The sequence below is a fragment of the Rhodococcus aetherivorans genome (assembly GCF_025722975.1).
In the GTDB taxonomy this organism is placed as follows: domain Bacteria; phylum Actinomycetota; class Actinomycetes; order Mycobacteriales; family Mycobacteriaceae; genus Rhodococcus; species Rhodococcus aetherivorans.
In genome coordinates, this window is sequence record NZ_CP106982.1 from 4,455,120 (window position 1) to 4,479,812 (window position 24,693).

Below are 24,693 nucleotides of genomic sequence, written 5' to 3' on the forward strand. Positions count from 1 at the left end.
CTGCGCGCCTGCCGCGGCGGGGCGCACTGCCGCCGGCGTGAAACTGTGGAAGAACGGGCCGGTTGTGGACAACTCACGTCCGGAGACGAGGGTCCCGGTCACCGCGGCCGGGTCGCGCCTGCGGCAGCACGAGTTCCGCCCCCGGCGCGCGGGGCACCGGGGGCGGAGGGAGACGGGCGGGGGTCCCGTCGCGTCAGATGTCGGAGATCGCCTCGAGCGGCGGCGTGCGTGCGGCACGGACGCCGGGCCACAGGGCGGCGAGCACACCGACCACGCCGGATCCGACGAGCATGGCGATCACCTGCCCCCACGGGACGGCGATCTTGTCGAGGCCCTGGTCGGCCAGCGTCCGGACGAAACCCCAGCCGAACGCCAGGCCCAGCACCAGACCGACGACCGCGCCGAACACCGCGATGAGCATCGACTCGATGTAGATCGTGCGGCGGACCTGGACCCGCTGCATGCCGACCGCGCGGAGCATGCCGATCTCCCGGTGACGCTCCACCACCGACAGGGCGAGGGTGTTGACGATGCCCAGGACCGCGATGACCACCGCCAGCGCCAGGAGCCCGTAGAGCACGGCGAGCAGCGTGTCGATCTGGGCGGCCTGCTGGCCCTTGAACTGCTCCCGATCGAGCACCTGGACCACGACGAACTGCTTGGTGGCGTCCTCGAGCGCCGTGCGGATCGTCTCCGGATCGCTGCCGGCCGCGGTGTTCACGAACACCACGAAGTCCGAGCGCGACGCAGGCGGGGTGAACTGCTGGTAGACCTCCTCGGAGACGACCCACGAGCCGAGCAACTGGTTGTCGGCGAAGATGCCGCTCACCGTCGTGCCGACGTCCTCGCCGTCGCGGCTGGTGAGGGTGACCGCGTCGCCGACCTTCCAGCCCTTCTCGCCCGCGGTGGTCTGCGACACCAGCAGGTCGGTGCCGGCGACGTCCTCGCGGCCCTCGGTGACGTCGACCTCGAGCACGTCGCCGAGGGGGCCGGACAGCGCGACGCCGAACGTGTCCTCGTCGCCGATGCGCGCCGGGACGCCGTGCATCGCGATGGTCTCCTCCACGCCCTCGGCCCGCGCCGCTGCGGCGGCGGCCCCCACGGGCACCCCGATCATCTGCGGTCCGGTGAGCATGAAGTCGGACTTGACGCCGGTGTCGACGAGCGAGTTGACGCTTTCCTTGGCGGACGCGCCGAACACCCCGATCACCGACACCAGCATCAGACCCAGCGTGAGCGCGAAGGCGGTGGCGGCGGTACGGCGGGGGTTGCGCACCGCGTTGGTGCGGGCGAGCCGGCCCACGGCCCCGAACGGGCGGGCGAACACCGCGCCGAGCCCCGCGACGAAGGGCCGCGACAGCGCGGGCGCCGCGAGCAGGACCGCGATGATCAGGGCGAAGGCCCCGACGCCGACGGTGGAGGCCGCGCCACCGCCGGTGCCCTGGGCGCCGACGACGACGGTGACGGCACCGGCCACGGCGGCGACGGCTCCGATGACGGTCCGCAGCCGCAGCGACTCGACGGTCGCGGTGGACTCCTCCCGCATGGCCGCGACCGGCGGGACCTTGCTCGCGCGGCGGGCCGGCGCGTAGGCGCTGACCACGGTGACGACGACGCCGATGAGCAGGGCCACGAGCACGGTCCGCGGCGCGAGCTGCAGCGGGCCCGAGGGCAGGCCGACGTCGAACGCGTTGAGCGCGGAGCGCAGCCCGTAGGCCAGGGCCACGCCGCCGGCGATGCCGAGGGCACTGCCCACGATCCCGACGACCAGTGCCTCGAGGTTCACCGACCGGCCCACCTGGCTGCGGCTCGCCCCGATCGCCCGCAGCAACGCGAGCTCCCGCAGTCGCTGCGCAACGATCATCGAGAAGGTGTTGTAGATGATGAAGGTGCCCACCAGCAGCGCGATCGCGCCGAACGCGAGCAGGAAGTAGTTCAGGAAGCTCAGCGCCTCCTCGATCTCGGTCTTGATCTCCTCGCTGACCTCGGCGCCCGTCTGGACCTTCTGGCCGGGCACGGCGGCGGCGATGCGGTCCCGCAGCTCGTCCGCGGGCACACCGTCGCCGGCGACGTCGATGTACTGCACGTGCGTGCCGTCGGTGAACAGGGTGCGGGCCTGGTTCTCGGTGAACATCGCCCCGACGTAGCCGCCGGTGTCGGTCTCGACGTCGTAGATGCCGCTGACCGTGACCGGGACGATCCCGGCCGAGGCGGCGAGGATCTTCGTCGGGTCCCCGACGGACAGTCCGGCACGCTCGGCGGCGCTCGAGTTGAGCGCGATCTCGCCGTCGACGGCGGGCGGTTGTCCGGCGACGAACTCGTTGGGGTCGCCGAGCTGCTGGTCGGGGGGCAGGTAGGCGGTGCCCTCGCTGGGGGCGCCGCCGGTCTGGATGGCCGCGCCCTCGGAGTCGAGGACGATGACCGGCCCACCGAACGCCGGCACCACGGTCCGCACGCCGGGGACCGCGGCGACGACGGCGACGTCGGAGTCGGGGACGCCGCTCGCGCCCTGCTGTTCGCTGCTGACGCGGACGTCGACGCCCTTGGCGGCGTCGGCGAAGATGCTGTCGAATGTGCGCTGCAGGGTGTCGGTGAAGACGAAGGAGCCGGTGACGAACGCGGTGCCGAGCACCACGGACAGGACGGTCAGCAGCAGCCGCACCTTGTGGGCGGCGAGATTGCGCAGGGCAACCCTGCGGATGGGATTCGCACTCATGATCGGCTCGCCCTACTTCGCCGTGGGAACGGCGACGGCGTCGAACTGCTTCATCCGGTCGAGGACCGAGTCGGCGGTCGGGTCGCGCATCTCGTCGACGATGCGCCCGTCCGCGAGGAACACCACCCGATCCGCGTAGCTGGCCGCACGCGGATCGTGGGTGACGATCACGACCGTCTGCCCGAACTCGTCGACCGCGGCCCGCAGGATCGACATCACCTCGCCCGAGGAACGGGAATCGAGGTTGCCGGTGGGCTCGTCGCCGAAGATGATCTCGGGCCGGCCGGCGAGCGCGCGGGCGCACGCCACGCGCTGCTGCTGACCGCCGGACAACTCCCCGGGCCGGTGGTCGAGCCGGTCGCCGAGTCCCAGGCGGTTCACGACGGTGTCCAGCCATTCGCGGTCGACCTTGCGGCCGGCGATGTCGACGGGCAGCGTGATGTTCTCGAGTGCAGTGAGCGTGGGCACCAGGTTGAACGCCTGGAAGACGAAGCCGATGCGGTCGCGCCGCAGCTGCGTCATCTGTTTGTCCGACAGGTCGGTCAGGTCCGTGTCGCCGAGGACCACCGAACCGGACGTGGCGGTGTCGAGGCCGGCGAGGCAGTGCATCAGCGTCGACTTCCCCGAACCCGAGGGACCCATGATGGCGGTGAACTCCCCCGCCGCGAACTCCGCGTTCACCCCGTCGAGGGCGTGGACGGCGGTCTCACCGGTTCCGTAGATCTTTCTCAGGTCGATTGCGCGCGCGGCAGTGGCGGTGTGGGCTGGCATGCCCACCATCTTCCTGACTTTTCCGACAGGGCACCATCGGGGACGTCCCGGATTCCGCGCCGGACGGTTCTCAGGGTGCGCCCGGTGACGTCCCGGTGAGGTTCTCCTGCGTCGCCGCCGGGCGCTACCGTCGAGACCATGCGGATAGGAGCACACGTCCGGCAGGACGACGATCCGATCGGCTGCGGCGAACGCGTCGGCGCAGACCTGGTGCAACTGTTCCTCGGCGATCCCCAGCAGTGGACGAAGCCGGGCCCGCACCCCCGGGAGGAACAGATCCGCGATTCCGACGTCGCGGTGGTGGTGCACTCCCCCTACGTGATCAACGTGGCCAGCACGAACAACCGGCTGCGGATGCCGTCGCGCAAGGCCGTGGCCGAGCACGCCGAGGCGGCCGCCCGGATCGGCGCCTTCGGCCTGGTGGTGCACGGCGGCCACGTCCGGTCCGGCGAGGAGGTCGCCGCGGGCGTGGAGAACTGGCGCAAGCTGTTCGAGCGACAGGAGGACAAGGGCGGGTTCGCGGTGCCCGTCCTGATCGAGAACACCGCCGGGGGCGAGTTCGCGATGGCCCGGCACGTGGATGCGATCGCGCGGTTGTGGGATGCCGTCGGCGACTACGACGTGGGCTTCTGCCTCGACACCTGCCACGCGTGGGCGGGCGGCGAGGACCTCGTCGACGTCGTCGAGCGGGTACGGGCCGCGACCGGCCGGATCGATCTGGTGCACCTGAACAATTCCCGCGACGGCTTCGGCTCCGGCCGGGACCGGCACGCCAACATCGCCGCCGGCACGATCGACCCCGGCCTGCTGGTGGCGGTGTGCCGGGCCGCGGACGCGCCGATCGTCCTCGAGACCCCGGCGGAGGGGATCGCCGAGGATGTCGCCTACCTGCGCGAACTGCTCGGGTGAGGCACGCCTCCCGGAGACCGGGCCGTCACAGCCGTAACATCTTGCTCATGAAGCACGCCCGGATCGCCTTCGCCGTCACCGCCGCCGCGCTGGTACTTGCGGGCTGCTCGGACGCCGACAGCCCGGCACCGTCCGCGTCGGCGAGCACCGCCACCTCCACGATCTCGTCGGGGTCGGGGTCCGCCGACTCGTCGCCGACCCCCGAGCCCGCGCCGACCGACGCATCGGACAAGACGTCGCCCGCCTCGGCCGGCGCGAAGCTGACCGTCACCGACATCCGCACCGGCCGGCACGAGAACTTCGACCGGGTCGTGTACGAGATGGGCGGCACCGGCACCCCGGGGTGGCGCGTCGGATACGTCGACCGGGCGGTGCAGGACGGCAGCGGCAACGACGTGGCCGTCGCCGGCGGCGCGATCCTGCAGGTGCTCATCGACGGGTCCGCGTATCCGTTCGACAGCGGGGTCGAACCGTACTCCGGCCCCAACCCGGTGCTCGCGCAGCCGGGCGGCTCGGTCGTCGAGGTCAACGGCTCCGGCGTCTTCGAGGGCGTGACCCAGTCGTTCGTCGGCGTCGCGGAGCCGAACACGCCGTTCGCCGTGTACGCGCTGACGAACCCGACGCGGCTGGTCGTCGACGTCGCTCGCTGATCGGGCGGCTCAGGCCCGGCCGGGCGGGAAACCGCCCGTCGCGACCGGACCCCAGTCCTCGACGGTGATGCGGATCAGCGACTTGCCCTGCGTGCGCATCGCCTCCCGGTACTCGTCCCAGTCGGGGTGCTCCCCGGCGACGGCGCGGAAGTACTCGACGAGGGGCTCGACCGAGTCCGGCAGGTCGATCACCTCGGCGGTGCCGTCGACCTGGACGTAGGGCCCGTTCCAGTCGTCGGAGTGGATCAGGATCGACACGGCCGGGCGGCGGCGGATGTTGACGACCTTGGCGCGTTCCGGGTAGGTCGCGATCACGATGCGGCCGGCGTCGTCCAGCCCGCACGTGACCGGGGACATCTGCAGCCGGCCGTCGGACCGGGTGGTGACCAGGGTGCCGCGGTGGCGCGGGCGGACGAATTCGAGCAGCCGGTCGCGGTCCACGCGGTCCGCCGTTGCGATCTTCGGTGCCATGCTCCGACCCTACGTGCGCGGCCGTGACGACGGGCCCTGTCGGAGGTCACGTGCAGAATCCGGTGGCGGGTTCTACACGAACGGGCAGACTCGGTGCCGGCCTCGCGAGCCCGCAGCAGTCCGCGCACCTACGCTTGACCTCGAGTCCACTCGAGGTTCTACGGTCGGGCGACCGACTTCAGGAGGCTCCCGCATGAGCATGGAAGTGACCGCGTGGAACGCGATGTACAACGCGATGCACGCGCAGAGCGACCGGCGTCCGTTCTCGCGCGCCAGCCTGCGCCGGATCGCCGAGTTCGCCCGCCCCCACCGCCGCAACATCGGCATGTACCTGCTGCTGAGCGTGGTGATCGCCGCACTCGGCGTGGCCACCCCGGTCCTCGCCGGCCGGGTGATCGACGCCATCGTCGACCGCGCCGACCTCTCGGTGATCACGTGGCTGGCGGTGCTGATCGCCGCCATCGCCGTCGTCGAGGCCGGGCTCGGCATCCTGAACCGCTGGCTGTCCGCGAGCATCGGCGAGGACCTCATCCTCGACCTGCGCACCACCGTGTTCGACCACGTGCAGCGCATGCCCATCGCGTTCTTCACCCGCACCCGCACCGGCGCCCTCGTCAGCCGGCTCAACAGCGACGTCATCGGCGCCCAACGGGCGTTCAGTGACACCCTGTCCGGCGTGGTCGGCAACCTCGTCACCCTCGCGATCACGCTCGTGGTGATGATCGGGATCTCCTGGCAGATCACGTTGCTCGCACTGTTGCTGCTGCCGATCTTCGTGGTGCCCGCCCGGCACATGGGCGTGCGGCTGGCACGCCTGAATCGTGAAGCGGCCAACCACAATTCGGTGATGAGCACCCAGATGACGGAGCGATTCTCCGCGCCCGGCGCGACGCTGGTGAAGCTGTTCGGCCGGCCGTCGCAGGAGTCGTCGGAGTTCGCCGTCCGCGCCCGCCGGGTGCGCGACATCGGGGTGAAGACGGCGATGCTGCAGTCGGTGTTCGTCACAGCCCTGACCCTCGTGTCCGCCCTCGCGCTGGCCCTCGTCTACGGCCTCGGCGGCTTCTACGCGCTGCGCGGCCAGCTCGAGCCGGGTGCCGTCGTGGCGATGGCGATGCTGCTGACGCGCCTGTACTCGCCGCTGACGGCACTCGCGAGCGCCCGCGTCGACGTGATGAGCGCGATGGTGAGCTTCGAGCGGGTCTTCGAGGTGCTCGACCTGCGGCCGCTGATCGAGGAGGCCCCCGACGCCCGCCCCGTCCCCGACGGCCCGGTCGCCGTCGAGTTCCGGCACGTGGACTTCGCATACCCCGCCGCCGACAAGGTCTCGCTGGCGTCGCTGGAGGAGGTGGCCACGCTCGACACCCGCGGCGGCGCACCGGTCCTGCACGACGTGAGCTTCCGGGCCGAGCCCGGGCAGATGGTGGCCCTGGTGGGCTCCTCCGGCGCCGGCAAGTCCACGATCGCGCAACTGGTGCCGCGGCTCTACGACACCGACTCCGGATCCGTGCTGCTCGGCGGGGTCGACGTGCGCCGGCTCACCACCGCGTCGATCCGCGGGACCGTCGGCATGGTCACCCAGGACGGGCACCTGTTCCACGAGAGCGTGCGGGCGAATCTGCTCCTGGCCCGCCCGGAGGCAACCGAGGACGAGCTGTGGGAGGTGCTGGGCCGGGCCCGGCTCACCGACCTGATCCGCTCCCTGCCCGACGGCCTGGACACCGTCGTCGGCGAGCGCGGGTACCGGCTCTCCGGCGGTGAGCGCCAGCGGCTGACCATTGCGCGGCTGCTGCTCGCCCACCCGCGGGTGGTCATCCTCGACGAGGCCACCGCGCACCTGGACTCGACGTCGGAGGCTGCCGTGCAGGAGGCGCTCACGGAGGCGCTGGCCGGACGGACCTCCGTGGTGATCGCACACAGGTTGTCCACGGTCCGCGCGGCGGATCTGATTCTCGTGGTCGAGGCCGGACGCATCGTCGAGCGCGGCACCCATTCCGAGCTGCTCGCCGCCGGCGGGCGTTACGGCGAGTTGTACCGCACCCAGTTCGCCGATTCAGGACCGCGGGTGTCCGCAATGGCTCCCACACTGGGCGCATGACGACGAACGAGACCGATCTGCTGCTCCTGCTTCTCGACAATCAGCGCGCCGCGTTCCGCAACGCACTGTCCGGCCTGACCGAGGACCAGGCGTGCAGCGTGCCCAGCGCCTCCGCGATGAGCCTGGCGTCGCTGTTGAACCATGTGATCGACGGCGAGGTCGCCGCCGCCGACCGCATCGCCGGGACGCAGAGCCGCGAGCCGGACCCGGTGGCGGCGTGGACGGCCGGGTGGGCGGTGCGCGACGACGAGACCGTCGCGGATCAGCTCGCCCGGCTCGACACAGTCGCGGCCCGCTTCGCCGACGTGCTGCGGGCGGACCCGGACCTGGACCGGGTGGTGGACCTGCCGGCGGACATCGCCCGATGGCTGGACCAGGGCGTGCCGCTCTCCGTGCGGTTCCTGGTCCTGCATCAGATCGAGGAATGGGCCCGGCACGCCGGCCACGCCGACATCATCCGCGAATCCGTCGACGGCGCCACCGCCGACGTCCTGGCCGGCAGGGTCCGGTAGCCGGCGCCGGCGAACCCGGACGACGCCCCGCCGGCGCGATAGGCTCCCCGTAGGCACCACTGCCGGGGCGCCCCGGCGCAGTCGCCGCGAGATCCTGGAGGCCGTCGCGTGACCGGACAACAGACCAGCACGGGAGCTGCGGGCGCTGCCCAGCACCCGATGTTCGAGAAGGTGGCGCGGGTCGGACAGGCCGCGAGCGGGGTCGTGCACCTGCTGATCGCCTACATCGTCGTCCAGGTCGCGTTCGGCGATCCGGCCAGTGCCGATCAGTCCGGTGCCCTCGGCGAGCTCGCCGCCCAGCCCGGCGGCCGGATCGTCCTGTGGATCCTGGCCGTGACGCTCACGGCGCTGGCACTGTGGCGTCTGGTCGAGGCCGCAGTGGGCAAACGTTCGGACGTCGAGAAACCGTCCGCCCTGGACCGGGTCAAGACCGTCGGCGTCGCCGTGGCGTACCTGGCGCTGGCACTGGCCGCGTTCCAGTTCGCGCGGGGCACCGGCAAGTCGAGCGGTGAACAGAACGCCGGACTCAGTGCTCGCTTGATGCAGTCCGGAGGCGGCAAGGTCCTGCTCGTCGCGGCCGGGCTGGTGATCATCGGAATCGGCGCCTACCACGTCTACAAGGGCGCGGCGAAGAAGTTCCTCGACGACCTGCACCGGGCGCGGTTGCCCCGGTACGCCGAGCCGCTCGGCGCCGTCGGGTACGTCGCGAAGGGCCTGGCGATCGCCGGCGCCGGCGTCCTGGTCCTCGTCGCGACGTTCACCACCGATCCGTCCAAGGCGACGGGACTGGACGGTGCCCTCAAGACGCTGGGCACCGCCCCGTTCGGTCAGATCCTGCTCGTCGCGGCCGGCCTCGGTATCGCCGCGTACGGCGCGTACTGCTTCGTCCTCGCGCGGTACGGGAAGATGTGAGCCCCGCCGCTGCGCTCAGTCGCGCCCGCGGTGGCCGCCGCTGTGCTCAGTCGCGCCCGCGGTGGCCGCCGCTGTGCTCAGTCGCGCCCGCGGTGGCCGCCGCTGTGCTCAGTCGCGCCCGCGGTAGCCGCCGCTGTGCTCAGTCGCGCCCGCGGTAGCCGCCGCTGTGGCCGCCCGAGCCGTGTCCACCGGACTGCCCGCGCTCGCCGGAGCGTTCACGGAATCCGCGGTTCGGCTTGTCGCCGAACCGGTCGCCGCGCCCACCGAAGTCCTTGTTGCGGCCGCCGCGATCGCCCCAGTCCTTCTTGCCGCCGTACTCCTTGCGCTCACCCTGACGGCGTTCGCCGCGGTCGTCGCGCTGACGGTAGGTCGACGGCCGACCCGCCGGTGCGCCGCTGTCGGGCTGCAGCTGGATGAGCACCCCGGAGATGCGGGTGCCGCGCAACGCCTCGAGCGTCTCCGGCGACAGGTCCTTCGGCAGCTCGACGAGGCTGTGGTCCGGGCGGATGCTGATGTGCCCGAAGTCGCTGCGGCGCAGGCCGCCCTCGTTGGCGATGGCGCCGACGATCGCGCCGGGCACCACCCGGTGCCGCTTACCCACGGCGATGCGGTAGGTCGCCATTTCCTGCCCGTCGCGCCCGACGCGTGACGCACCGTCGTCGTCGAACCGGCGCGGCGGCCGCTCCCGCGGCTCGCGTTCCCGCCGCGGCGGCGCCACGGGCTCGGGTTCGGCCTCCATGAGGAACGACTCCCCGTCGCGGGAGAGCACGGCCAGCGCCGCCGCGATGTCGGCGAGGGGCACGTCGTGCTCGCGCTCGTAGTCCTCGACGAACGTGCGGAACAGCGACAGGTGATCCGACGTGAGCGCCTCGGTGATCGAATCGTTGAACTTCTCGACGCGCTGGGCGTTGACATCCTCCACCGACGGCAGCTGGATCTCGGTGAGCGGCTGCCGGGTGGCCCGCTCGATCGCCTTGAGCAGATGCCGCTCGCGGGGGGCGACGAACAGCAGGGCGTCACCGCTGCGCCCGGCGCGGCCGGTGCGGCCGATGCGGTGCACGTAGGACTCGGTGTCGTGCGGGATGTCGTAGTTCACGACGTGGCTGATGCGGTCGACGTCCAGACCGCGGGCCGCCACGTCCGTCGCGACGAGGATGTCCAGCGCACCGCTCTTGAGCTGGCCGATGGTGCGTTCGCGCTGGGCCTGCACGATGTCACCGTTGATCGCGGCGGCCGAGAAACCGCGGGCTCGCAGCCGCTCCGCGAGGTCCTCGGTGGCCTGCTTCGTACGGACGAAGAGGATCATCGCCTCGAACTGCTCGACCTCGAGGATCCGGGTCAGGGCGTCGAGCTTGCGCTGGTGCGACACGAGCACCCAGCGCTGGGTGATGTTCGCCGACGTCGTCGTCTTCGACTTGACCGTGATCTCGACCGGGTCGTGCAGGTACTGCTTGGACAGCCGGCGGATCGCGCCCGGCATGGTCGCCGAGAACAGCGCGACCTGCTTGGTCTCCGGGGTGTCGGCGAGGATCCGTTCGACGTCCTCCTGGAAGCCCATGGTGAGCATCTCGTCGGCCTCGTCGAGCACGAGGAACTCGAGCTCGGAGATGTCGAGGGTGCCCTTGGCGAGGTGATCGATCACACGTCCGGGGGTGCCCACGATGACGTGCGCGCCACGGCGCAGCCCGGACAGCTGCACGCCGTAGCTCTGGCCACCGTAGATGGGCAGCACGTGCAGACCCGGGATGTGCGCCGAGTACTTACCGAAAGCCTCCGCGACCTGCAGGGCGAGCTCACGGGTGGGAGCCAGGACCAGTGCCTGGGGCCGCTTCACCGCGGTGTCGATCCGCGACAGGATCGGCACCGCGAACGCGGCGGTCTTGCCGGTGCCGGTCTGCGCGAGACCGACGACGTCGCGCCCCTCCAGCAGCGGCGGGATGGTGGCCGCCTGGATCGGCGACGGGGTCTCGTAGCCCACATCCGAAAGCGCTTGCAGCACACGGGCGTCGATGTCCAGATCGGCGAACGTGGGGGTAGCGGTGTCGGCTTCGGGGTCTTGCACAGTATCACTCATTTGACCTGCAGTTTATCGGATGGACGGCCATGACCCTTCCACAGCGCCGGACAAGGGTCCCCGACCACCCTATCCGGACGCCGCATCCGGTGCCGTCGCCGCCACGTGGCGGGCCCACAGCCGCAGCGCCGGCCGCACCGGCGGGTACTCGAGCCCGTGCCGGCGCGCGAGGGCGGTGGCGGGCGCCGTCGGATAGGTGTCGGCGCTGAGAAAACTCAGGGTCTCCTTCTCCGCGCCGGTCAGGCGGGCCGGCAGAGCCCGCAGCGCCGCGACGGGTATCCGCAGGCGCGGCGCGGCCACCCCGAGTTCGTCGGCGACCAGCGCGACCAGCTCGGGCAGCGGCGGCGTGGCGTCGTCGAGGACCCAGTAGGCCCGCCCCGCCGTCTCCGGGTCCCGCGGCATCAGCGCCAGGAAGCGCGCGAGGTGGTCGATGGTGACGACGGGCAGCACGGTGCGCCGCGAGCCGGGCACGGCGCGCAGCTGCCCGCGGGCGAGCTGCACGACCAGCTCCGCGAGACCCAGGTACTGATCGGCCTCCCCGGTCCGGGAGTCGCCGATCACCGTTCCGGGGTTGACCACCGTGAGGGGGACCCCGAGCTCCGCGGCGAGTGCACGCACCACCGCGTCGGCCTCGATCTTCGACGCCTCGTACGCGCCGAACCTCCGGTAGATCCGGCGCCGGTACCGGGGCGGCCACGGCGCCGGCACGGCCGGGTACGCCGCGACGCGGTATCCGCTGACGTGCACCAGCCGGCGCGCGCCGGCAGCGGCCGCGAATCGGGTGATCTTCTCGGCCAGAACCACATTCACCTCACGCGCCGCCCGGGCCGTCATCCCGAAGGCGAACGCGGCGGCGAGGTTGTAGACGTCGCGCACGTCCGCCGCCACGGGATCCAGGACGAGCTCGGCGGAGCCCGGATCGAACACGTGGACCGAGAGCCGGTCCAGCGGCACCCCGCCGGACACGAGCCGGTCGCGCAGCCGCGCCCCCGACTCCGCGGTCCGCACCGCCGCGACGACGAGATCGTCGCCGTCCGGGTCGGCGAGCAGTTCCCGCAGCAGGCCGCGGCCGATGAACCCCGTCGCGCCGAAGACCACCGCGGCGCTCATCGCGCGGCTCCGAGGAGGTCGAGCGCGACGGCACGGGCGTCCACCAGAGGGGCCACGTCGTGCCGGGCACGGGCGACGGTGGTCGCTCCCTCGACGAGGCTGACGATCACCCCGGCGAGCCGGGCGGCATCGGGCATCCCGTCGCGGGCGAGCACCCGCTCGAGGACCACCCGCCACGACTCGTAGACGCGGGCGCAGCTCTGCTGCAGAACGGGGTTGTCGGTGGCGGCGTCGACGGCGACGGAGGCGACGGCGCAGCCGGCCGCGAACCCGGATCGCCCGAGCCGGGCGGCGAGGTCGTCGAACACCGCGGCGACGATCTCGGCGGCGGTCCGCCCCTCGGCCAGCAGCGCCTCGAGCAGGCCGGTGAACTCCGCACCCACCCGGTCCAGCGCCGCCACGACGAGCTCGTCCTTGCCGCCGGGGAAATGGAAGTACACCGAGCCCCGGGGCGCACCGGAGGCGTCGGTGATGCGGGCGAGGCCGGTGCCGTGGTAGCCGCGGGTCTGGATCAGCTCCAGCGTGGTGTCGATCATGCGCGCCTTCGTGCGTGCTCCCTTGGTGGTCACGGCAAAATAATAGACCGGTCTACATATTTCTGTCGACATCGCGAGCCCTCCGCCGGACGGGCCACGTGCGACGGGGGGCACACTGAACCGGTTCCACTCTCGACAGACGAAAGGACCTTCCGGTGCCGGAGCTCGTCAGCATTCCCACCCACTGGTACAACATCGCGGGAGATCTGCCCGACGCCCCGCCGCCGCACCTGCATCCCGGCACCAGGGAACCGGTCACGGCCGCCGACCTCGAACCGCTGTTCGCCGCCGGCCTGATCGAGCAGGAGCTGTCCACCGAGACCGACATCGCGATCCCCGAACCCGTCCGGGAGGCGTACGCGACCTACCGCACCACGCCGCTGCTGCGGGCCCGGTCCTTCGAGCGCGCACTCGGCACCCCCGCCCGCATCTACGTCAAGTACGAGGGCGTGAGCCCGGTGGGCAGCCACAAGACGAATTCGGCTCTGGCGCAGGCGTATTACAACTCCCTCGACGGCGTGAAGAAGCTGACGACCGAGACCGGCGCCGGCCAGTGGGGCAGCGCGCTGTCGTTCGCATGCGCCAAGTTCGGCATCGATCTCGAGGTGTGGCAGGTGCGCGCCTCGTACGAGTCCAAGCCGTACCGCCGGCACCTCATCGAGGTGTACGGCGGCACCGTGCACTCGAGCCCGTCGGAACTCACCGCGTCCGGCCGCAAGGTGCGCGCCGAACAGCCGGACACCCCCGGCTCGCTGGGGATCGCCGTGTCCGAGGCCGTGGAGGTCGCCGCAGGCGACCCCGCCGCCCGGTACGCGCTCGGCAGTGTGCTCAACCACGTCGTGCTGCACCAGACCGTGATCGGTCTCGAAGCCGTCGCCCAGCTGCGCGCCGCCGGCGAGGAGCAGGCCGACCTCGTGTTCGGCTGCGCCGGTGGCGGCTCCAACCTGGCCGGCCTGTCGTTCCCGTTCCTGCGCGAGGTGCTGCACGGTCGCGCCACGACGCGGGTGGTGGCCGCCGAGCCGGCCGCGTGCCCGTCCATCACGCAGGGCGAGTACCGCTACGACCACGGCGACATCGTCGGCCTCACCCCGCTGCTCAAGATGCACACCCTCGGTCAGGACTTCATCCCCGACCCCATCCACGCCGGCGGGCTGCGCTACCACGGCATGGCGCCGCTGCTCAGCCACACCGTCGAACTGGGATACGTGCAGGGCACGGCCGTCGCGCAGACCGATGCCTTCGCGGCGGCCGTCGAGTTCGCCCGCAGCGAGGGCATCGTGCCCGCCCCCGAGTCGGCCCACGCCCTCGCGGCGGCCGCCGAGTACGCGCGGACCGTGACCGGGCCCGAGGTGATCGTGATCGGACTGTCCGGGCACGGGCAGCTCGACCTGCCGGCCTACGCCGCATACCTGCACGGCGAGCTCGGATAGCGCCGGAGCGTGTCTTCCTCCCCTGTGACGGGGAGGAAGACACGCCGAGGAACTCTGTGATGCAACACACGCCCGGTCATCAGCGATACACCTGTGGAACCGCTCCACCGCGCCATGTCACCACCGGGAGGCCCCGATGCCCGACGCAGCCGACAACCTGGCCCTGCGCCTGCTCGACGCAGTGCACCGCACCCGAGGCGTAGATCCCGGGATCGTCACCGATCGCTACCGGGCCTACCGGGCCGCCCAGGGCGCGGACGCCGGCCGCGACGGGATCCGCGCGCTCCTGCGCACCTTCGAGGAGACCGGCGGCAGCGCCCAGTGGGCCGGCAAGGTCGGCCACTACCGTCGCCGCTACAGCCCCGACGAGGCCCCCATCGCCGCCGACACCGTCGAACTGGCCGCCGAGGTCCTGTACCGGCACGGCGTCGACACCATCGACGACCTCGCCGGTACGGACGACACCACCCTCGCCGGCGAGTGGCAGCGGCGCGGCGGCGACGCCTCCACCTGGCAGCCGCTCCTCGACGCCCTGCGGCCCGCCCGAGCCCTGCACACCGTCGCCTGAGCCCTGCACACCGTCGCCTGAGCCCTGCACACCGTCGCCTGAGCGGGCCCGGATCCGGACGCAAACCCGCCCGGGCCGCCCGCCGCCGGGCGCATACTCGACCTATGCGTTATTCCGGCCGTCCGGAGGCCGGGCGGCGGCTGGCCCGCTCGGTCGCCCACCTGCGCGACGCGAACCCCGTGGTCCTCGCCCTCCCACGCGGCGGCATCCCCGTCGCCCGCGAGGTGGCTCGCGCCCTCGACGCCCCGCTCGACGTGCTCGTCGTCCGCAAGCTCGGGGTGCCGTGGCAGCCGGAACTTGCGATGGGCGCCATCGCCGAGGGCGGATTCCGCGTGCTCAACGAGGACGTCATCCGGATCGGCCGGGTGGCCGAGGACTCGATCGCACGGATCGAGGCCCGTGAACGCACCGAACTCGACCGTCGCGCCCGGCTGCTGCGCGGCGGCAAGGAGCGCACGTCGCTGTCGGGACGCACGGTGGTCCTCGTCGACGACGGCATGGCCACCGGCGCGACCGCAGCCGTCGCCTGCCTGGCCGCTCGGGAGTCCGGTGCCGAACGGGTGGTGCTGGCGGTGCCCGTGGCGTCCCCGGAGGCGGCGCGTCGCGTGGGCGCGGTGGCCGACGAGGTGGTGTGCCCGTTCACGCCCGCGGACCTGGGCAGCGTCGGCGCCGCATACGACGACTTCCATCAGCTCTCCGACGACGAGGCCGCCCGCCTGCTCGAGCCCGCCTGAGCACGCACCCGCGGACAACAGTTGTCCGTGTCCGTCATTAACAGGTATCTTCACAGGTCAGAGCGAAAAGGCTACAAATCGGGCACCCCCGTTGCTGCGTTTTCCGTCCTCGTGTGATGCAATGCACATCCACCAGTGAAAAATTGATGGAGGGGTCACCGTGAGAGAGTTTGCCGTGCCACAGTCGTTCTCGATTCCCGAGGACGCATCGATGGCGGACGCCGTCTTCCGGCACGAGAAGGAGTCGCCGACCTGGGTGCCGTTCGAGCGCAGGGTCGACGGCCGGTGGGTCAGCGTCACCGCCGCCGAGTTCGCCGCCCAGGTCCGCGGGGTGGCCAAGGGCCTGATGGCCTCCGGGATCGAACTCGGCGACCGGGTCGCGATCCTGTCGAGCACCCGCTACGAATGGGTCCTCATCGACTACGCGATCTGGGCCGCCGGGGGCTGCACCGTCGCGATCTACGAGACCTCCTCGGCCGACCAGGCCCAGTGGATCCTCGAGGACTCGGGGACATCGCTGCTGGTCGTGGAGAACGACAACCACGCGCGGACGGTCGCCGCCGTGGCCGAGGCCGCGCCGGCCCTGCGCGAGGTCCTGCAGATCGAGGGCGCAGCGGGAGCGAAGGGCGCCGTCGACGAACTGATCGCGCGCGGCGCGGCGATCACCGACGAGCAGCTCGAGGAGCGGCGCCACCAGGTGCGTGCCGAGTCCCCCGCCACCCTGATCTACACCTCGGGCACCACCGGCCGCCCCAAGGGTGTGCAGCTGACCCACAGCAACCTGTGGGCCGAGGCGGCGGCCGTCAAGCTCGCCCTGCCGAACTCCATGGTGAGCGGCAAGCGGACCCTGCTGTTCCTGCCGCTCGCGCACGTGTTCGCCCGCGAGATCTCGTTCGGCGCGTTCGAGCACGGCGTCACCGTCGCGCACACGTCCGATCTGACCACGCTGCTCGACCAGCTCGGCGAGTTCAAGCCGAACTTCATCCTGTCGGTGCCGCGCGTGTTCGAGAAGGTCTACAACTCGGCCAAGCAGAAGGCGTACGACGGCGGCAAGGGCCGGATCTTCGAGAAGGCCTCCGATACCGCCATCGCGTACAGCGAGGCGCTGGACAAGGGCCGGCCCGGTCTGGGCCTGAAGATCAAGCACGCGGTGTTCGACAAGCTGGTGTACAGCAAGTTGCGCGCGGCCCTCGGTGGCGAGTGCGAGCAGGCGGTTTCCGGCGGCGCAGCCCTCGGCGCGCGCCTGGGCCACTTCTTCCGCGGCGTCGGCATCCCGATCTTCGAGGGCTACGGCCTGACCGAGACCACCGGTGGCGTCACCATCAACACCCCCGAGCACCAGCGGGTGGGCAGCGTCGGCCGGCCGGTCAACGGGCACGCCGCACGGATCGCCGAGGACGGCGAGCTGCTGCTCAAGGGCCCCGCGGTGTTCGGCGGCTACTGGAAGAACGAGAAGGCCACCGCCGAAGCGATCGTCGACGGCTGGTTCCACACCGGTGACATCGGCAATATCGACGAGGACGGATTCGTCCACATCACCGGCCGCAAGAAGGAGCTCATCGTCACCGCCGGCGGCAAGAACGTCGCCCCGGCCGTGCTCGAGGACGCTCTGCGGGCGCACCCGCTGATCAGCCAGGTCATCGTCGTCGGCGACGCGAAGCCGTTCATCGGCGCGCTGATCACCCTCGACCCCGAGGCCCTGCCCGGCTGGAAGGAGCGCCACGGCATTCCGGCCGACGCCCCGGTGTCCGAGCTGTTGAAGAACCCCGACCTGATCGCGGAGATCGACGCCGCGGTGGCCGAGGGCAACAGGAAGGTCTCCAACCCCGAGCAGATCAAGAAGTACCGGATCCTCGAAGTGGACTTCACCATCGAGACCGGCGAGCTGACCCCGACGCTCAAGCTCAAGCGCAACGTCATCCACGAGGCGCACGGCACGGCGATCGAGGCCATCTACTCGTAGGGCCACGCCCATGGTGAGCGATTGTATCCTTCATCTCCTCTGATCGAGTGAGGGATACATTCGCTCACTGTTGTTGGGGGGCCGGCACTTCGGTCACGGTCCGGACGAACTCGGCGACGTCGCGCGTCACCGTGCGGTGCACCGGTTCGTGCAGCAGGTCGTGGCCCGCGTCGGGGTACTCGCGCAGGTCCAGGGCCGGGATCGTCCGGGCCCAGGCCCGCACGGGGTCGATCGGGGCCAGCCGGTCGTCGGCGCCGTGCACCGCGAGCAGCGGGATGCGAGCCCCCGCGAGGATCTCGGCCGTCGCGGGCACGGCCGCCGAGCGCGGCGTCCCGCACAGCACGGCGCCACGGAAGCAGCCGGCGTCGGTGCGCAGCAGCGTGAGGGCGGTCGCCGCGCCGAGCGAATGCCCCATCACCACCAGCGGCATCCCCGGCTCGGCACGCTCCGCCACCTCGGCGACGCGCAGCAGGTCCGCAGCCAGGTCGTCGAGGACGCCCGGTTCGCCGGGGCTGCCCTCGGACAGACCGTGCCCGGCGAGATCGATGCCCCACAACGCGATGCCGTGCGTCGCCAGGCCCGCCGCGAAGCGGTGGTAGTGGCCGGTGTGCTGACGCATCCCGTGGGCGAAGACGACGGCGGCCGCCGCGCCGTCGACGGGCCAGTGTCGGTAGTGGATACGGCCGGTGCTGCCGTCGAAAAAGGGCATGCGGTCATTGTGCGCCGGTGCACAATCGCGGGATGACACCGACTACCGCCGCCGAGCGCAGTCGAGCCGAGGGGCGTGCCGCCCGCACCCGCGTGCCCCGCGGTGCGCACGGCGAATTCCGTTGCCCCGACCGCGACCCCGTGGCGATCTTCGAGCAGCAGAACCGCACCCGGCTGCCGGAACTGGTGCCGATCCGGTACGAGCGGATGACGGAGTCCCCGTTCGCCTACTACCGCGGCAGCGCCGCCGCGATGGCGGCGGATCTGTCCACCGAGGCCGTGACGGGACCGCACGTGGTGGCCTCGGGCGACGCCCATCTGGCGAATTTCGGCCTGTACGCCTCGCCGGAGCGACGGGTCCTGTTCGATCTCAACGACTTCGACGAGGCGTATCCGGCGCCGTGGGAATGGGACGTCAAGCGGCTGGCCGCCTCGGTATGGCTGGCCGGCCGTCACACCGGCTGCACCGAGCAGCAGTGCCGGGACGCGACCCTCGCGACGGTGCGCTCGTACCGCGAGACCATCCGGTTCCTGTCCGGCCTGACGGCCACCGAGCGGTTCTACTTCCAGGTCGACGCGGAAGAGATCGAGCAGGCGTCGCGGAATCCGGAGGCGATACGAGCCGTCGTGCAGAAGGCTCGCAGCCGCACGTCGGAACAGGTCCTGAGGAAACTGACGGTCACCACGGCCGACGACGTTCCGCGCATCGTCGACCAGCCCCCGATCGTCCGCCACCTCGACATCGGGTCACTCGACGCCATCGAGCGGATCGTCGCGTCCTACCGTGCGACGGTGCGGGCGGATGCCCAGCTGCTGCTTTCCCAGTACCGCGTCGTGGATTTTGCGATGCGGATCGTGGGGGTGGGCAGCGTGGGCACCCGATGCTTCCTCGTCCTGCTGCTCGGCCCGGCCGACGAGCCGCTGTTTCTCCAGGTCAAGGAGGCCGGGCGGTCGGTGTTGGAGACGCACGGCGGGATCCGGGAGACCCCGCACCGGGTCGAGGCCGACCTCATCGCGCACGGCCAGGGCGCCCGCGTCGTGGGGGCACAGCGGATCCTGCAGGCCCACTCGGATCCGCTTCTCGGCTGGATCACCGGCGTCCCCGGCGCCGACGGCGTGCGCCGGGACTTCTATGTGCGTCAGTTCCGGGACATGAAGGGATCGGTGCAGTGGGAACGGCTCAGGCCCGCACAATCGGAGCAGTACGGCCGGCTGTGCGGAGCGCTGCTCGCCCGCGCCCACAGCCAGAGCCCGGACGGCGCGTTCGTCGCCGGGTACCTCGGCCGCGGGACGGTGTTCGACGAGGCGGTGGCGCGGTGGTCCGCCGCCTACGCCGATCGCACGGAGCAGGACTGGAAGGCGTTGTGCACCAGCGCGGCACCGGCGTAGCTCACCAGCAGTGCCCCTCGCCGCGATAGGTGGGGACGGTGGTGCGGGTGCCGCCGGCGTCGACGAGATGCAGGTGCGCGAACCGCTCGCACAGCTCCCCCGCCTTGGCATGCCGCAGCCACACGCGGCCGCCGACGGGCAGGTCTGCGGCGGCGCGGCCGGTGACCGGGGTCTGCACCTCGCCGGCACCCTCGGCGCGCAGCAGCCGCAGTCCGGCGGGCCGCACCGGCCGCGGTACCCGGGACGGACCCGTCGGGCCGGAGGCGATGTAACCGCCACCGAAGAGCGTGGCGATGGTGGGACTGGGCCTGCGCACCGTGGGCAGCGCGAAGTACAGCGCGGGCCGCGGTGTGAAGGCCCGGTATCGGTCGAACAACGTGGGCACGTAGAGGCCGGAGCCGGCGGTGACCTCGGTGACGACCGGGTCCGCGGAACTGATCTCGAGCGAACCCGTGCCGCCGCTGTTGACGATCTCGAGGTCGCCGACGACGGCGCGGACGGCCCCGACGACGGCGCTGCGACGGGTGGCCAGCTCGGCGGCCGACCGGCGCTTGATCAGGCGGACCGCGAGCGACGTGTCGGGCAGACCGGCGATCTGCGCCTCGTAGAACATCACTCCGACGACGGCGAAGCCGGCGGTCGTGGCGCAGCGGGCGAGCTGCCCCACCTCGTCGGGCGTGCGCAGCGGCGAGCGCCGCACGCCGAGGTGCACCGGCCCGAGCCGCAGCGACGCATCCACGTCGAGGCACACGCGGGGTCGCACACGGGCGGTGCCGAGGGCGTCGCGGACGATGCCGAGCTGGGCGGCGGAGTCGACCATGAGGGTGACCGCGTCGAGGGCGTGCGGCCGGCCGGCGAGTTCGGCGAGCGCGGCACGGTCGACGGTCGGGTATCCGAGGAGCACGTCGCGGGCGCCGCGCTCGACCAGCCAGAGCGCTTCGCGCAGCGAGTACGCCATGATCCCGCCGAAACCGCCGTCGGCGGTGAGGCCGGTGCCGAGCACCTCCTCGAGGACCGCGCGGCACCGGACGGACTTGCTCGCCACCCGCACGGGCGTGCCCCCGGCGCGACGGACGAGGTCGGCGGCGTTGCGTCGGAGTGTGGGAAGGTCGACGGCCGCGAGCGGCGGGTCCAGGTCGGCCGTCGCGTCGTGGAGCCGGTCGAGGGGGTGGGTCACGGCGGGGGTCCAATCCACGGCAGGTCGGGTCGTCGCGGCCAGTCAAGCACCGACTTGGACCTGTGTCCAGGTTCAGGTCGTTTCCACGGCCCGGCCGGCGACGATCGCGGCGATGTCGTCGAGTTCGGTGACGATGGCGTCGCTGTCACGATCCACCAGCCACCGCAGGACCAGGCCGTCGAGCATGGCCAGCGCCAGGCGCGCGACGGTCGAGACCGGCTCGACCCACTCGGTGCCGGTGCGGGCGGCGCACTCCTCGAGAAATGCCTGGGCCTCGACGTCCATGATGCGGTACTGCTCGGTGGCGATGTTGCCGCCGAGCAGCTCGCCGGCAGCGCGGTGGCGCAGCGAATAGGTGGTGATCTCGTAGGTGAGCAGCTGACGGTCGGCCGTCGCCTCGATCGTCGGCCACATCGCAGTGATCCCGGCGTAGAGCAGCTGCCGCAGCCCGCGCGGGCCCTGCGGGTCCGGCCCGTTCTGCGGGAGGGTGAAGGCGGTGCGCAACGCCTGGCTGAGCTGGAGCACCAGCGTCTCCCCCATCGCGGCGACGAGGGCTTCCTTGCTCTCGAAGCAGTAGTGCACCACCCCGAGCGATACGCCGGCGTGCTCGGCGACGGCACGCACTGTGACGGCCCCGAGACCGCCGCCCTCGGCCAGCGCGAGGGCGGATTCGACGAGTTGGGCTCGACGTTGGTCCGCCGGCAACCGGTTCAGCATGCCTCCGATCGTAGAACCCGGTCCGGATCCGTCGGCCCCTATTGACCTGGACGGTCGTCCAAGTCGATGATTGCCCCATGGCCACCGACCGTCCCGCAGCCACCTGGCGCAACTGGGCGCGCACCGAATCCGCGACGCCGCGCGCGTACGAGACTCCGGAATCCCTGGACGAGATCGCCGCCGTCGTCGCACGCGCATCCGAGCGGGGCCTGCGCGTCAAGGCGGTCGGGGCGGGACACTCGTTCAGCGGCGCCGCCGTCACCGACGGCGTGCTCGTCTCCCTCGACCGGTTCACCGGCATCGAGGACGTCCGGCCCACCTCCGCCGGTGCGCTCGTCACCGTGCGGGCCGGCACCCGGCTGCGGGATCTCAACCGGCTCCTGTGGGATCAGGGTCTGGCCGTGCCCAACCTCGGGGACATCGACGTGCAGTCGCTCGCCGGCGCGATGTCCACCGGCACCCACGGCACCGGCGCGCGATTCGGGGGCCTCGCCACCGTCGCCCGCGCCGCCACCGTGGTGCTCGCCGACGGTTCCGTCGTGCACTGCTCCCCCGACGACCACCCGGAACTCTACGAGGCCGCCCGGCTCGGCCTCGGCGCCGTCGGCATCCTCGCCACGATCACACTCGAGTGCGTGCCCGCCTTCGCGCTGCACGCCGCGGAAGCGCCCGGCACGCTGCACGACACCCTCGCCGTGCTCGAGCGCGACCGGCTCGCCGTCGACCACTTCGAGTTCTACTGGTTCCCGCACACCGACCGGGTGCTCACCAAGCGCAACACCCGGCTGCCCGCCGACGCGCCCGGCGCCCCGGTGGGCCGGGTACGGGGCTTCGTCGACGACGAGGTGCTCGCCAACGGCATGTTCGAGGTCGTCCAGCGCGTCGCGACCCGCGCCCCCGCGACCATCCCGCGGCTCAACGAGTTCGCCGCCCGGACGCTGTCGCCGCGGGAGTTCGTCGACCGCAGCTATCGCGTCTTCGCCTCCCCGCGCCGGGTCCGGTTCCGGGAGATGGAGTACGCCGTACCCGTCGGCTCGGTGACCGACGTGCTCACCGAGATCGATGCGTGGCTCTCCCGCAACGACTTCCGTGTCGCTTTTCCCGTCGAGGTACGCTTCGCCGCCGCCGACGACGTGTGGCTGTCGACGGCACACGGCCGCGACAGCGCGTACCTCGCCGTGCACCAGTACCACCGGCGCGAGCACCGGGCGTACTTCGATGCGGTCGAGGCGATCGCCCGCGCCGTGGACGGACGGCCACACTGGGGCAAGATGCACGGCCGCAGCGCGGCCGACCTGCGCACGACGTATCCGCGCTTCGACGACTTCCTCGCCGTCCGCGACCGCGTCGACCCGCAGCGCACCTTCGCCAACCCGTACCTGGACCGCGTGCTCGGCCCGTAGGCCGCGGGCTAGCCGAAGGACGCCGCGATCGAATTGCGCGCCAACGTCTCCCGCTGATCGGACGTGAGCCCGAGCCGATCGCGCAGCGCCGCGAACGTGTCGTCGACGTACCCGCCGAAGTACGCCGGATCGTCGGAGTTGACGGTCACCAGCAGACCCGCCTCGAGCATGCGCGGCAGCGGATGCCGCTCGAGCGAATCCACCACGCGCAAACGGACGTTGGACAGTGGACAGACCGTGAGCGGAATCTGCTCGTCCACGAGGCGCGTTACGAGGAGGGGGTCCTCGAGGGATCGGATGCCGTGGTCGATGCGTTCGGCCCCGAGCAGATCCAGTGCCTGCCACACGTATTCGGGCGGGCCCTCCTCTCCCGCATGGGCGACCGTGTGCAGGCCCTCGGCGCGGGCGCGGGCGAACACGTCCTCGAACAGCGACGGCGGATAGCCCACCTCCGCAGAGTCCAGACCCAGCCCGATGATCGGAGCCGACAGGCGCAGCAGCTCCCCGAACACCTCCTCGGCCTCGTGCACGGGCCGGTCCCGCACGACGGAGGCGATCATCGCCGCATCGACGCCGAACTCTCGCCGGCCCGCCGCGACGGCGTCCGCGAGGCCCTCGACCACCTCCGTCAGCGGCACGCCGCGGCTCGTGTGCGCCTGCGGGTCGAAGGAGAACTCGGCCCGCGTCACGCCGGCCTGCGCCGCCCGGCGCAGGTACGCCCGCGCGAGATCGGCGAAGTCCTCGGCCGTCCGCAGCACCTGCATGTTCGCGTAGTACAGGTCGAGGAAGGACTGCAGATCGGTGAACTCGTACCGGCTGCGCAGTTCGGCGAGGTCGGCGTACGGGAGCGCGACCCGGTTGCGCTCGGCCAGAGCGAAGATCAGCTCCGGTTCGAGAGTGCCCTCGATGTGGACGTGCAGTTCGGCGAGCACGATCCTCCTTCGTCGACGCGTCCCTTCCGCGGCCGCGCGGAAGGGACGCGGGTCGTCAGCGGCCCTTCCAGACCGGGGAACGCTTCTCCGCGAACGCCGTCGCGCCCTCGCGGGCGTCCTCGGACACGAACACCGGGCCGACGATCTCGCGTTGCCTGTCGAAGGCCTCGTCCGCCGGCCAGTCGGCGGCCTTGGCGATGACCTCCTTGGTGGCCGCCACGGCGAGCGGGCCGTTGGCCGTGATCCGTTCGGCGAGGGCCAGGGCACCCTCCAGCGCACCGCCCGGCTCGGTGAGAATGTTGACGAAGCCGTAGCCGTGGGCCTCCTCGGCGGTGAACGCGTCGCCGGTGAGGGCCAGTTCCATCGCCTTCTGATACGGGATCCGGGTGGGCAGGCGCAGCAGGCCGCCGCCCGCGGCGACGAGTCCGCGCTTGACCTCCGGGATGCCGAACCTGGCGTCCGCGGCGGCGACCACGAGATCCGTGGCGAGGACGAGTTCGGTGCCGCCGGCCAGCGCAAAGCCCTCGACGGCGGCGATGATCGGTTTGCGCGGCGGCGCCTCGGTGAAGCCGAGGCCCTTGCCCGGCACCGCGACGTTCTCCCCGGCGACGAACGCCTTGAGATCCATGCCGGCACAGAAGTTGCCACCCGCACCGGTGAGCACGCCCACGGACAGGTCGGGATCGGCGTCGAGTTCGTCGACGGCGGCGGCGAGGGCGTGGCTGACGGCCGCGTTGACGGCATTGCGGGCCTCGGGCCGGTTGATGGTGATCACCAGGATTCGACCGCGACGCTCGAGCAGGACCTCGTCGGACATGCGCGCACACCTTTCACAGGATTCGGTAGCCGACCGCGCGTACCGCGGTCCATTCGCTTATACCGCAACCGAACCCGGCGGCGGCGGACCGGCCGTACC

22 protein-coding genes are annotated in these 24,693 nt (G+C 71.7%); 11 read left to right on the plus strand and 11 right to left on the minus strand.

The features are described from left to right. Nucleotides 1-193: 193 nt before the first annotated feature. Both OCS65_RS20170 and OCS65_RS20175 read right to left on the minus strand, forming a co-directional pair. Nucleotides 194-2,716 carry an ABC transporter permease gene (locus OCS65_RS20170; RefSeq protein ID WP_263507493.1) on the minus strand — a complete coding sequence of 841 codons (2,523 nt, stop codon included), beginning with the start codon at nt 2,714-2,716 and terminating at the stop codon, nt 194-196. A gap of 12 nt (nt 2,717-2,728) precedes the next feature. Further along, entirely contained in the window at nt 2,729-3,487 is a 759-nt protein-coding gene (locus OCS65_RS20175) for an ABC transporter ATP-binding protein (RefSeq protein WP_029542537.1), read from the minus strand. Nucleotides 3,488-3,625: 138 nt separating this feature from the next. Between OCS65_RS20175 and OCS65_RS20180 the strand changes: the two genes are divergently transcribed. Continuing rightward, on the plus strand, nt 3,626-4,396 hold the full coding sequence (locus OCS65_RS20180; protein ID WP_006938663.1) for a deoxyribonuclease IV: 771 nt from the start codon (nt 3,626-3,628) through the stop codon (nt 4,394-4,396). Between the two features lie 47 nt (nt 4,397-4,443). Next, the gene (locus tag OCS65_RS20185) at nt 4,444-5,046 is read left to right on the plus strand and encodes an AMIN-like domain-containing (lipo)protein (protein ID WP_006938664.1); all 603 of its coding nucleotides are present in this window, start codon (nt 4,444-4,446) and stop codon (nt 5,044-5,046) included. Nucleotides 5,047-5,055: 9 nt separating this feature from the next. Here OCS65_RS20185 and OCS65_RS20190 read toward each other — a convergent pair whose 3' ends face one another. Next, nucleotides 5,056-5,517: a PPOX class F420-dependent oxidoreductase gene (locus OCS65_RS20190; protein ID WP_006938665.1), complete on the minus strand. Its 462-nt coding sequence runs from the start codon at nt 5,515-5,517 to the stop codon at nt 5,056-5,058. 193 nt (nt 5,518-5,710) lie between these two features. On the opposite strand from OCS65_RS20190, the gene OCS65_RS20195 reads away from it, so the two are divergent. The 3 genes from OCS65_RS20195 to OCS65_RS20205 all read left to right on the plus strand — a co-directional run bounded on the left by OCS65_RS20195 (nt 5,711) and on the right by OCS65_RS20205 (nt 9,036). Beyond that, nucleotides 5,711-7,612, plus strand: coding sequence for an ABC transporter ATP-binding protein (locus OCS65_RS20195; RefSeq protein WP_006938666.1), 1,902 nt, complete (start codon nt 5,711-5,713; stop codon nt 7,610-7,612). Next, entirely contained in the window at nt 7,609-8,124 is a 516-nt protein-coding gene (locus OCS65_RS20200; protein WP_231771822.1) for a mycothiol transferase, read from the plus strand. The genes OCS65_RS20195 and OCS65_RS20200 overlap by 4 nt, the downstream gene beginning before the upstream one ends. A 108-nt stretch (nt 8,125-8,232) precedes the next feature. Further along, entirely contained in the window at nt 8,233-9,036 is an 804-nt protein-coding gene (locus OCS65_RS20205) for a DUF1206 domain-containing protein (protein WP_029542535.1), read from the plus strand. A gap of 139 nt (nt 9,037-9,175) precedes the next feature. Here the strand turns inward: OCS65_RS20205 and OCS65_RS20210 are convergent, their stop codons facing one another. The 3 genes from OCS65_RS20210 to OCS65_RS20220 all read right to left on the minus strand — a co-directional run bounded on the left by OCS65_RS20210 (nt 9,176) and on the right by OCS65_RS20220 (nt 12,789). Beyond that, nucleotides 9,176-11,110, minus strand: coding sequence for a DEAD/DEAH box helicase (locus tag OCS65_RS20210; protein WP_081636982.1), 1,935 nt, complete (start codon nt 11,108-11,110; stop codon nt 9,176-9,178). A gap of 69 nt (nt 11,111-11,179) precedes the next feature. After that, nucleotides 11,180-12,220, minus strand: coding sequence for an SDR family oxidoreductase (locus OCS65_RS20215; protein ID WP_231771823.1), 1,041 nt, complete (start codon nt 12,218-12,220; stop codon nt 11,180-11,182). Beyond that, nucleotides 12,217-12,789: a TetR/AcrR family transcriptional regulator gene (locus OCS65_RS20220; RefSeq protein ID WP_050034882.1), complete on the minus strand. Its 573-nt coding sequence runs from the start codon at nt 12,787-12,789 to the stop codon at nt 12,217-12,219. The genes OCS65_RS20215 and OCS65_RS20220 overlap by 4 nt, the downstream gene beginning before the upstream one ends. A 122-nt stretch (nt 12,790-12,911) precedes the next feature. Here OCS65_RS20220 and OCS65_RS20225 point away from each other — a divergent pair, with 122 nt between their 5' ends. The 4 genes from OCS65_RS20225 (at nt 12,912) to OCS65_RS20240 (ending at nt 17,451) form a co-directional block, all read left to right on the plus strand. Further along, complete coding sequence (locus OCS65_RS20225; protein WP_231771824.1) at nt 12,912-14,186, plus strand: TrpB-like pyridoxal phosphate-dependent enzyme; 1,275 nt, start codon at nt 12,912-12,914, stop codon at nt 14,184-14,186. A 136-nt stretch (nt 14,187-14,322) separates the two neighbouring features. Beyond that, a complete protein-coding gene (locus tag OCS65_RS20230; RefSeq protein ID WP_006938685.1) occupies nt 14,323-14,754 on the plus strand; it encodes a hypothetical protein in 432 nt (143 codons plus the stop codon). 104 nt (nt 14,755-14,858) lie between these two features. Further along, nucleotides 14,859-15,488, plus strand: coding sequence for a phosphoribosyltransferase (locus OCS65_RS20235; protein ID WP_006938688.1), 630 nt, complete (start codon nt 14,859-14,861; stop codon nt 15,486-15,488). A gap of 160 nt (nt 15,489-15,648) precedes the next feature. Continuing rightward, a complete protein-coding gene (locus tag OCS65_RS20240) occupies nt 15,649-17,451 on the plus strand; it encodes an AMP-dependent synthetase/ligase (protein WP_029542526.1) in 1,803 nt (600 codons plus the stop codon). A 64-nt stretch (nt 17,452-17,515) separates the two neighbouring features. On the opposite strand, the gene OCS65_RS20245 is transcribed toward OCS65_RS20240, so the two are convergent. Continuing rightward, nucleotides 17,516-18,160, minus strand: a complete 645-nt coding sequence (locus tag OCS65_RS20245) for an alpha/beta hydrolase (protein WP_203329430.1) — start codon at nt 18,158-18,160, stop codon at nt 17,516-17,518. 32 nt (nt 18,161-18,192) lie between these two features. Here OCS65_RS20245 and OCS65_RS20250 point away from each other — a divergent pair, with 32 nt between their 5' ends. Further along, nucleotides 18,193-19,548: a DUF2252 domain-containing protein gene (locus tag OCS65_RS20250; RefSeq protein WP_263507494.1), complete on the plus strand. Its 1,356-nt coding sequence runs from the start codon at nt 18,193-18,195 to the stop codon at nt 19,546-19,548. Between the two features lies 1 nt (nt 19,549). Here OCS65_RS20250 and OCS65_RS20255 read toward each other — a convergent pair whose 3' ends face one another. Together OCS65_RS20255 and OCS65_RS20260 are read right to left on the minus strand one after the other, a co-directional pair. After that, nucleotides 19,550-20,725, minus strand: coding sequence for an amino acid deaminase/aldolase (locus tag OCS65_RS20255; RefSeq protein WP_161995670.1), 1,176 nt, complete (start codon nt 20,723-20,725; stop codon nt 19,550-19,552). A gap of 72 nt (nt 20,726-20,797) precedes the next feature. Beyond that, nucleotides 20,798-21,442, minus strand: coding sequence for a TetR/AcrR family transcriptional regulator (locus OCS65_RS20260; protein WP_263507495.1), 645 nt, complete (start codon nt 21,440-21,442; stop codon nt 20,798-20,800). 77 nt (nt 21,443-21,519) lie between these two features. Between OCS65_RS20260 and OCS65_RS20265 the strand changes: the two genes are divergently transcribed. Continuing rightward, nucleotides 21,520-22,845: a D-arabinono-1,4-lactone oxidase gene (locus OCS65_RS20265; protein ID WP_029542516.1), complete on the plus strand. Its 1,326-nt coding sequence runs from the start codon at nt 21,520-21,522 to the stop codon at nt 22,843-22,845. A gap of 8 nt (nt 22,846-22,853) precedes the next feature. Here OCS65_RS20265 and OCS65_RS20270 read toward each other — a convergent pair whose 3' ends face one another. Together OCS65_RS20270 and OCS65_RS20275 are read right to left on the minus strand one after the other, a co-directional pair. Next, entirely contained in the window at nt 22,854-23,777 is a 924-nt protein-coding gene (locus OCS65_RS20270) for an adenosine deaminase (RefSeq protein ID WP_203329431.1), read from the minus strand. Between the two features lie 55 nt (nt 23,778-23,832). Further along, complete coding sequence (locus OCS65_RS20275; RefSeq protein WP_203329432.1) at nt 23,833-24,594, minus strand: crotonase/enoyl-CoA hydratase family protein; 762 nt, start codon at nt 24,592-24,594, stop codon at nt 23,833-23,835. Nucleotides 24,595-24,693 lie beyond the last annotated feature (99 nt).

Coding starts and splice junctions, on each gene's coding strand:
- OCS65_RS20170 (WP_263507493.1), bottom strand. CDS start 2,716: ATGAGTGCGAATCCCATCCGCAGGGTTGCCCTGCGCAATCTCGCCGCC.
- OCS65_RS20175 (WP_029542537.1), bottom strand. CDS start 3,487: ATGCCAGCCCACACCGCCACTGCCGCGCGCGCAATCGACCTGAGAAAG.
- OCS65_RS20180 (WP_006938663.1), top strand. CDS start 3,626: ATGCGGATAGGAGCACACGTCCGGCAGGACGACGATCCGATCGGCTGC.
- OCS65_RS20185 (WP_006938664.1), top strand. CDS start 4,444: ATGAAGCACGCCCGGATCGCCTTCGCCGTCACCGCCGCCGCGCTGGTA.
- OCS65_RS20190 (WP_006938665.1), bottom strand. CDS start 5,517: ATGGCACCGAAGATCGCAACGGCGGACCGCGTGGACCGCGACCGGCTG.
- OCS65_RS20195 (WP_006938666.1), top strand. CDS start 5,711: ATGAGCATGGAAGTGACCGCGTGGAACGCGATGTACAACGCGATGCAC.
- OCS65_RS20200 (WP_231771822.1), top strand. CDS start 7,609: ATGACGACGAACGAGACCGATCTGCTGCTCCTGCTTCTCGACAATCAG.
- OCS65_RS20210 (WP_081636982.1), bottom strand. CDS start 11,110: ATGAGTGATACTGTGCAAGACCCCGAAGCCGACACCGCTACCCCCACG.
- OCS65_RS20215 (WP_231771823.1), bottom strand. CDS start 12,220: ATGAGCGCCGCGGTGGTCTTCGGCGCGACGGGGTTCATCGGCCGCGGC.
- OCS65_RS20230 (WP_006938685.1), top strand. CDS start 14,323: ATGCCCGACGCAGCCGACAACCTGGCCCTGCGCCTGCTCGACGCAGTG.
- OCS65_RS20235 (WP_006938688.1), top strand. CDS start 14,859: ATGCGTTATTCCGGCCGTCCGGAGGCCGGGCGGCGGCTGGCCCGCTCG.
- OCS65_RS20245 (WP_203329430.1), bottom strand. CDS start 18,160: ATGCCCTTTTTCGACGGCAGCACCGGCCGTATCCACTACCGACACTGG.
- OCS65_RS20250 (WP_263507494.1), top strand. CDS start 18,193: ATGACACCGACTACCGCCGCCGAGCGCAGTCGAGCCGAGGGGCGTGCC.
- OCS65_RS20260 (WP_263507495.1), bottom strand. CDS start 21,442: ATGCTGAACCGGTTGCCGGCGGACCAACGTCGAGCCCAACTCGTCGAA.
- OCS65_RS20265 (WP_029542516.1), top strand. CDS start 21,520: ATGGCCACCGACCGTCCCGCAGCCACCTGGCGCAACTGGGCGCGCACC.
- OCS65_RS20275 (WP_203329432.1), bottom strand. CDS start 24,594: ATGTCCGACGAGGTCCTGCTCGAGCGTCGCGGTCGAATCCTGGTGATC.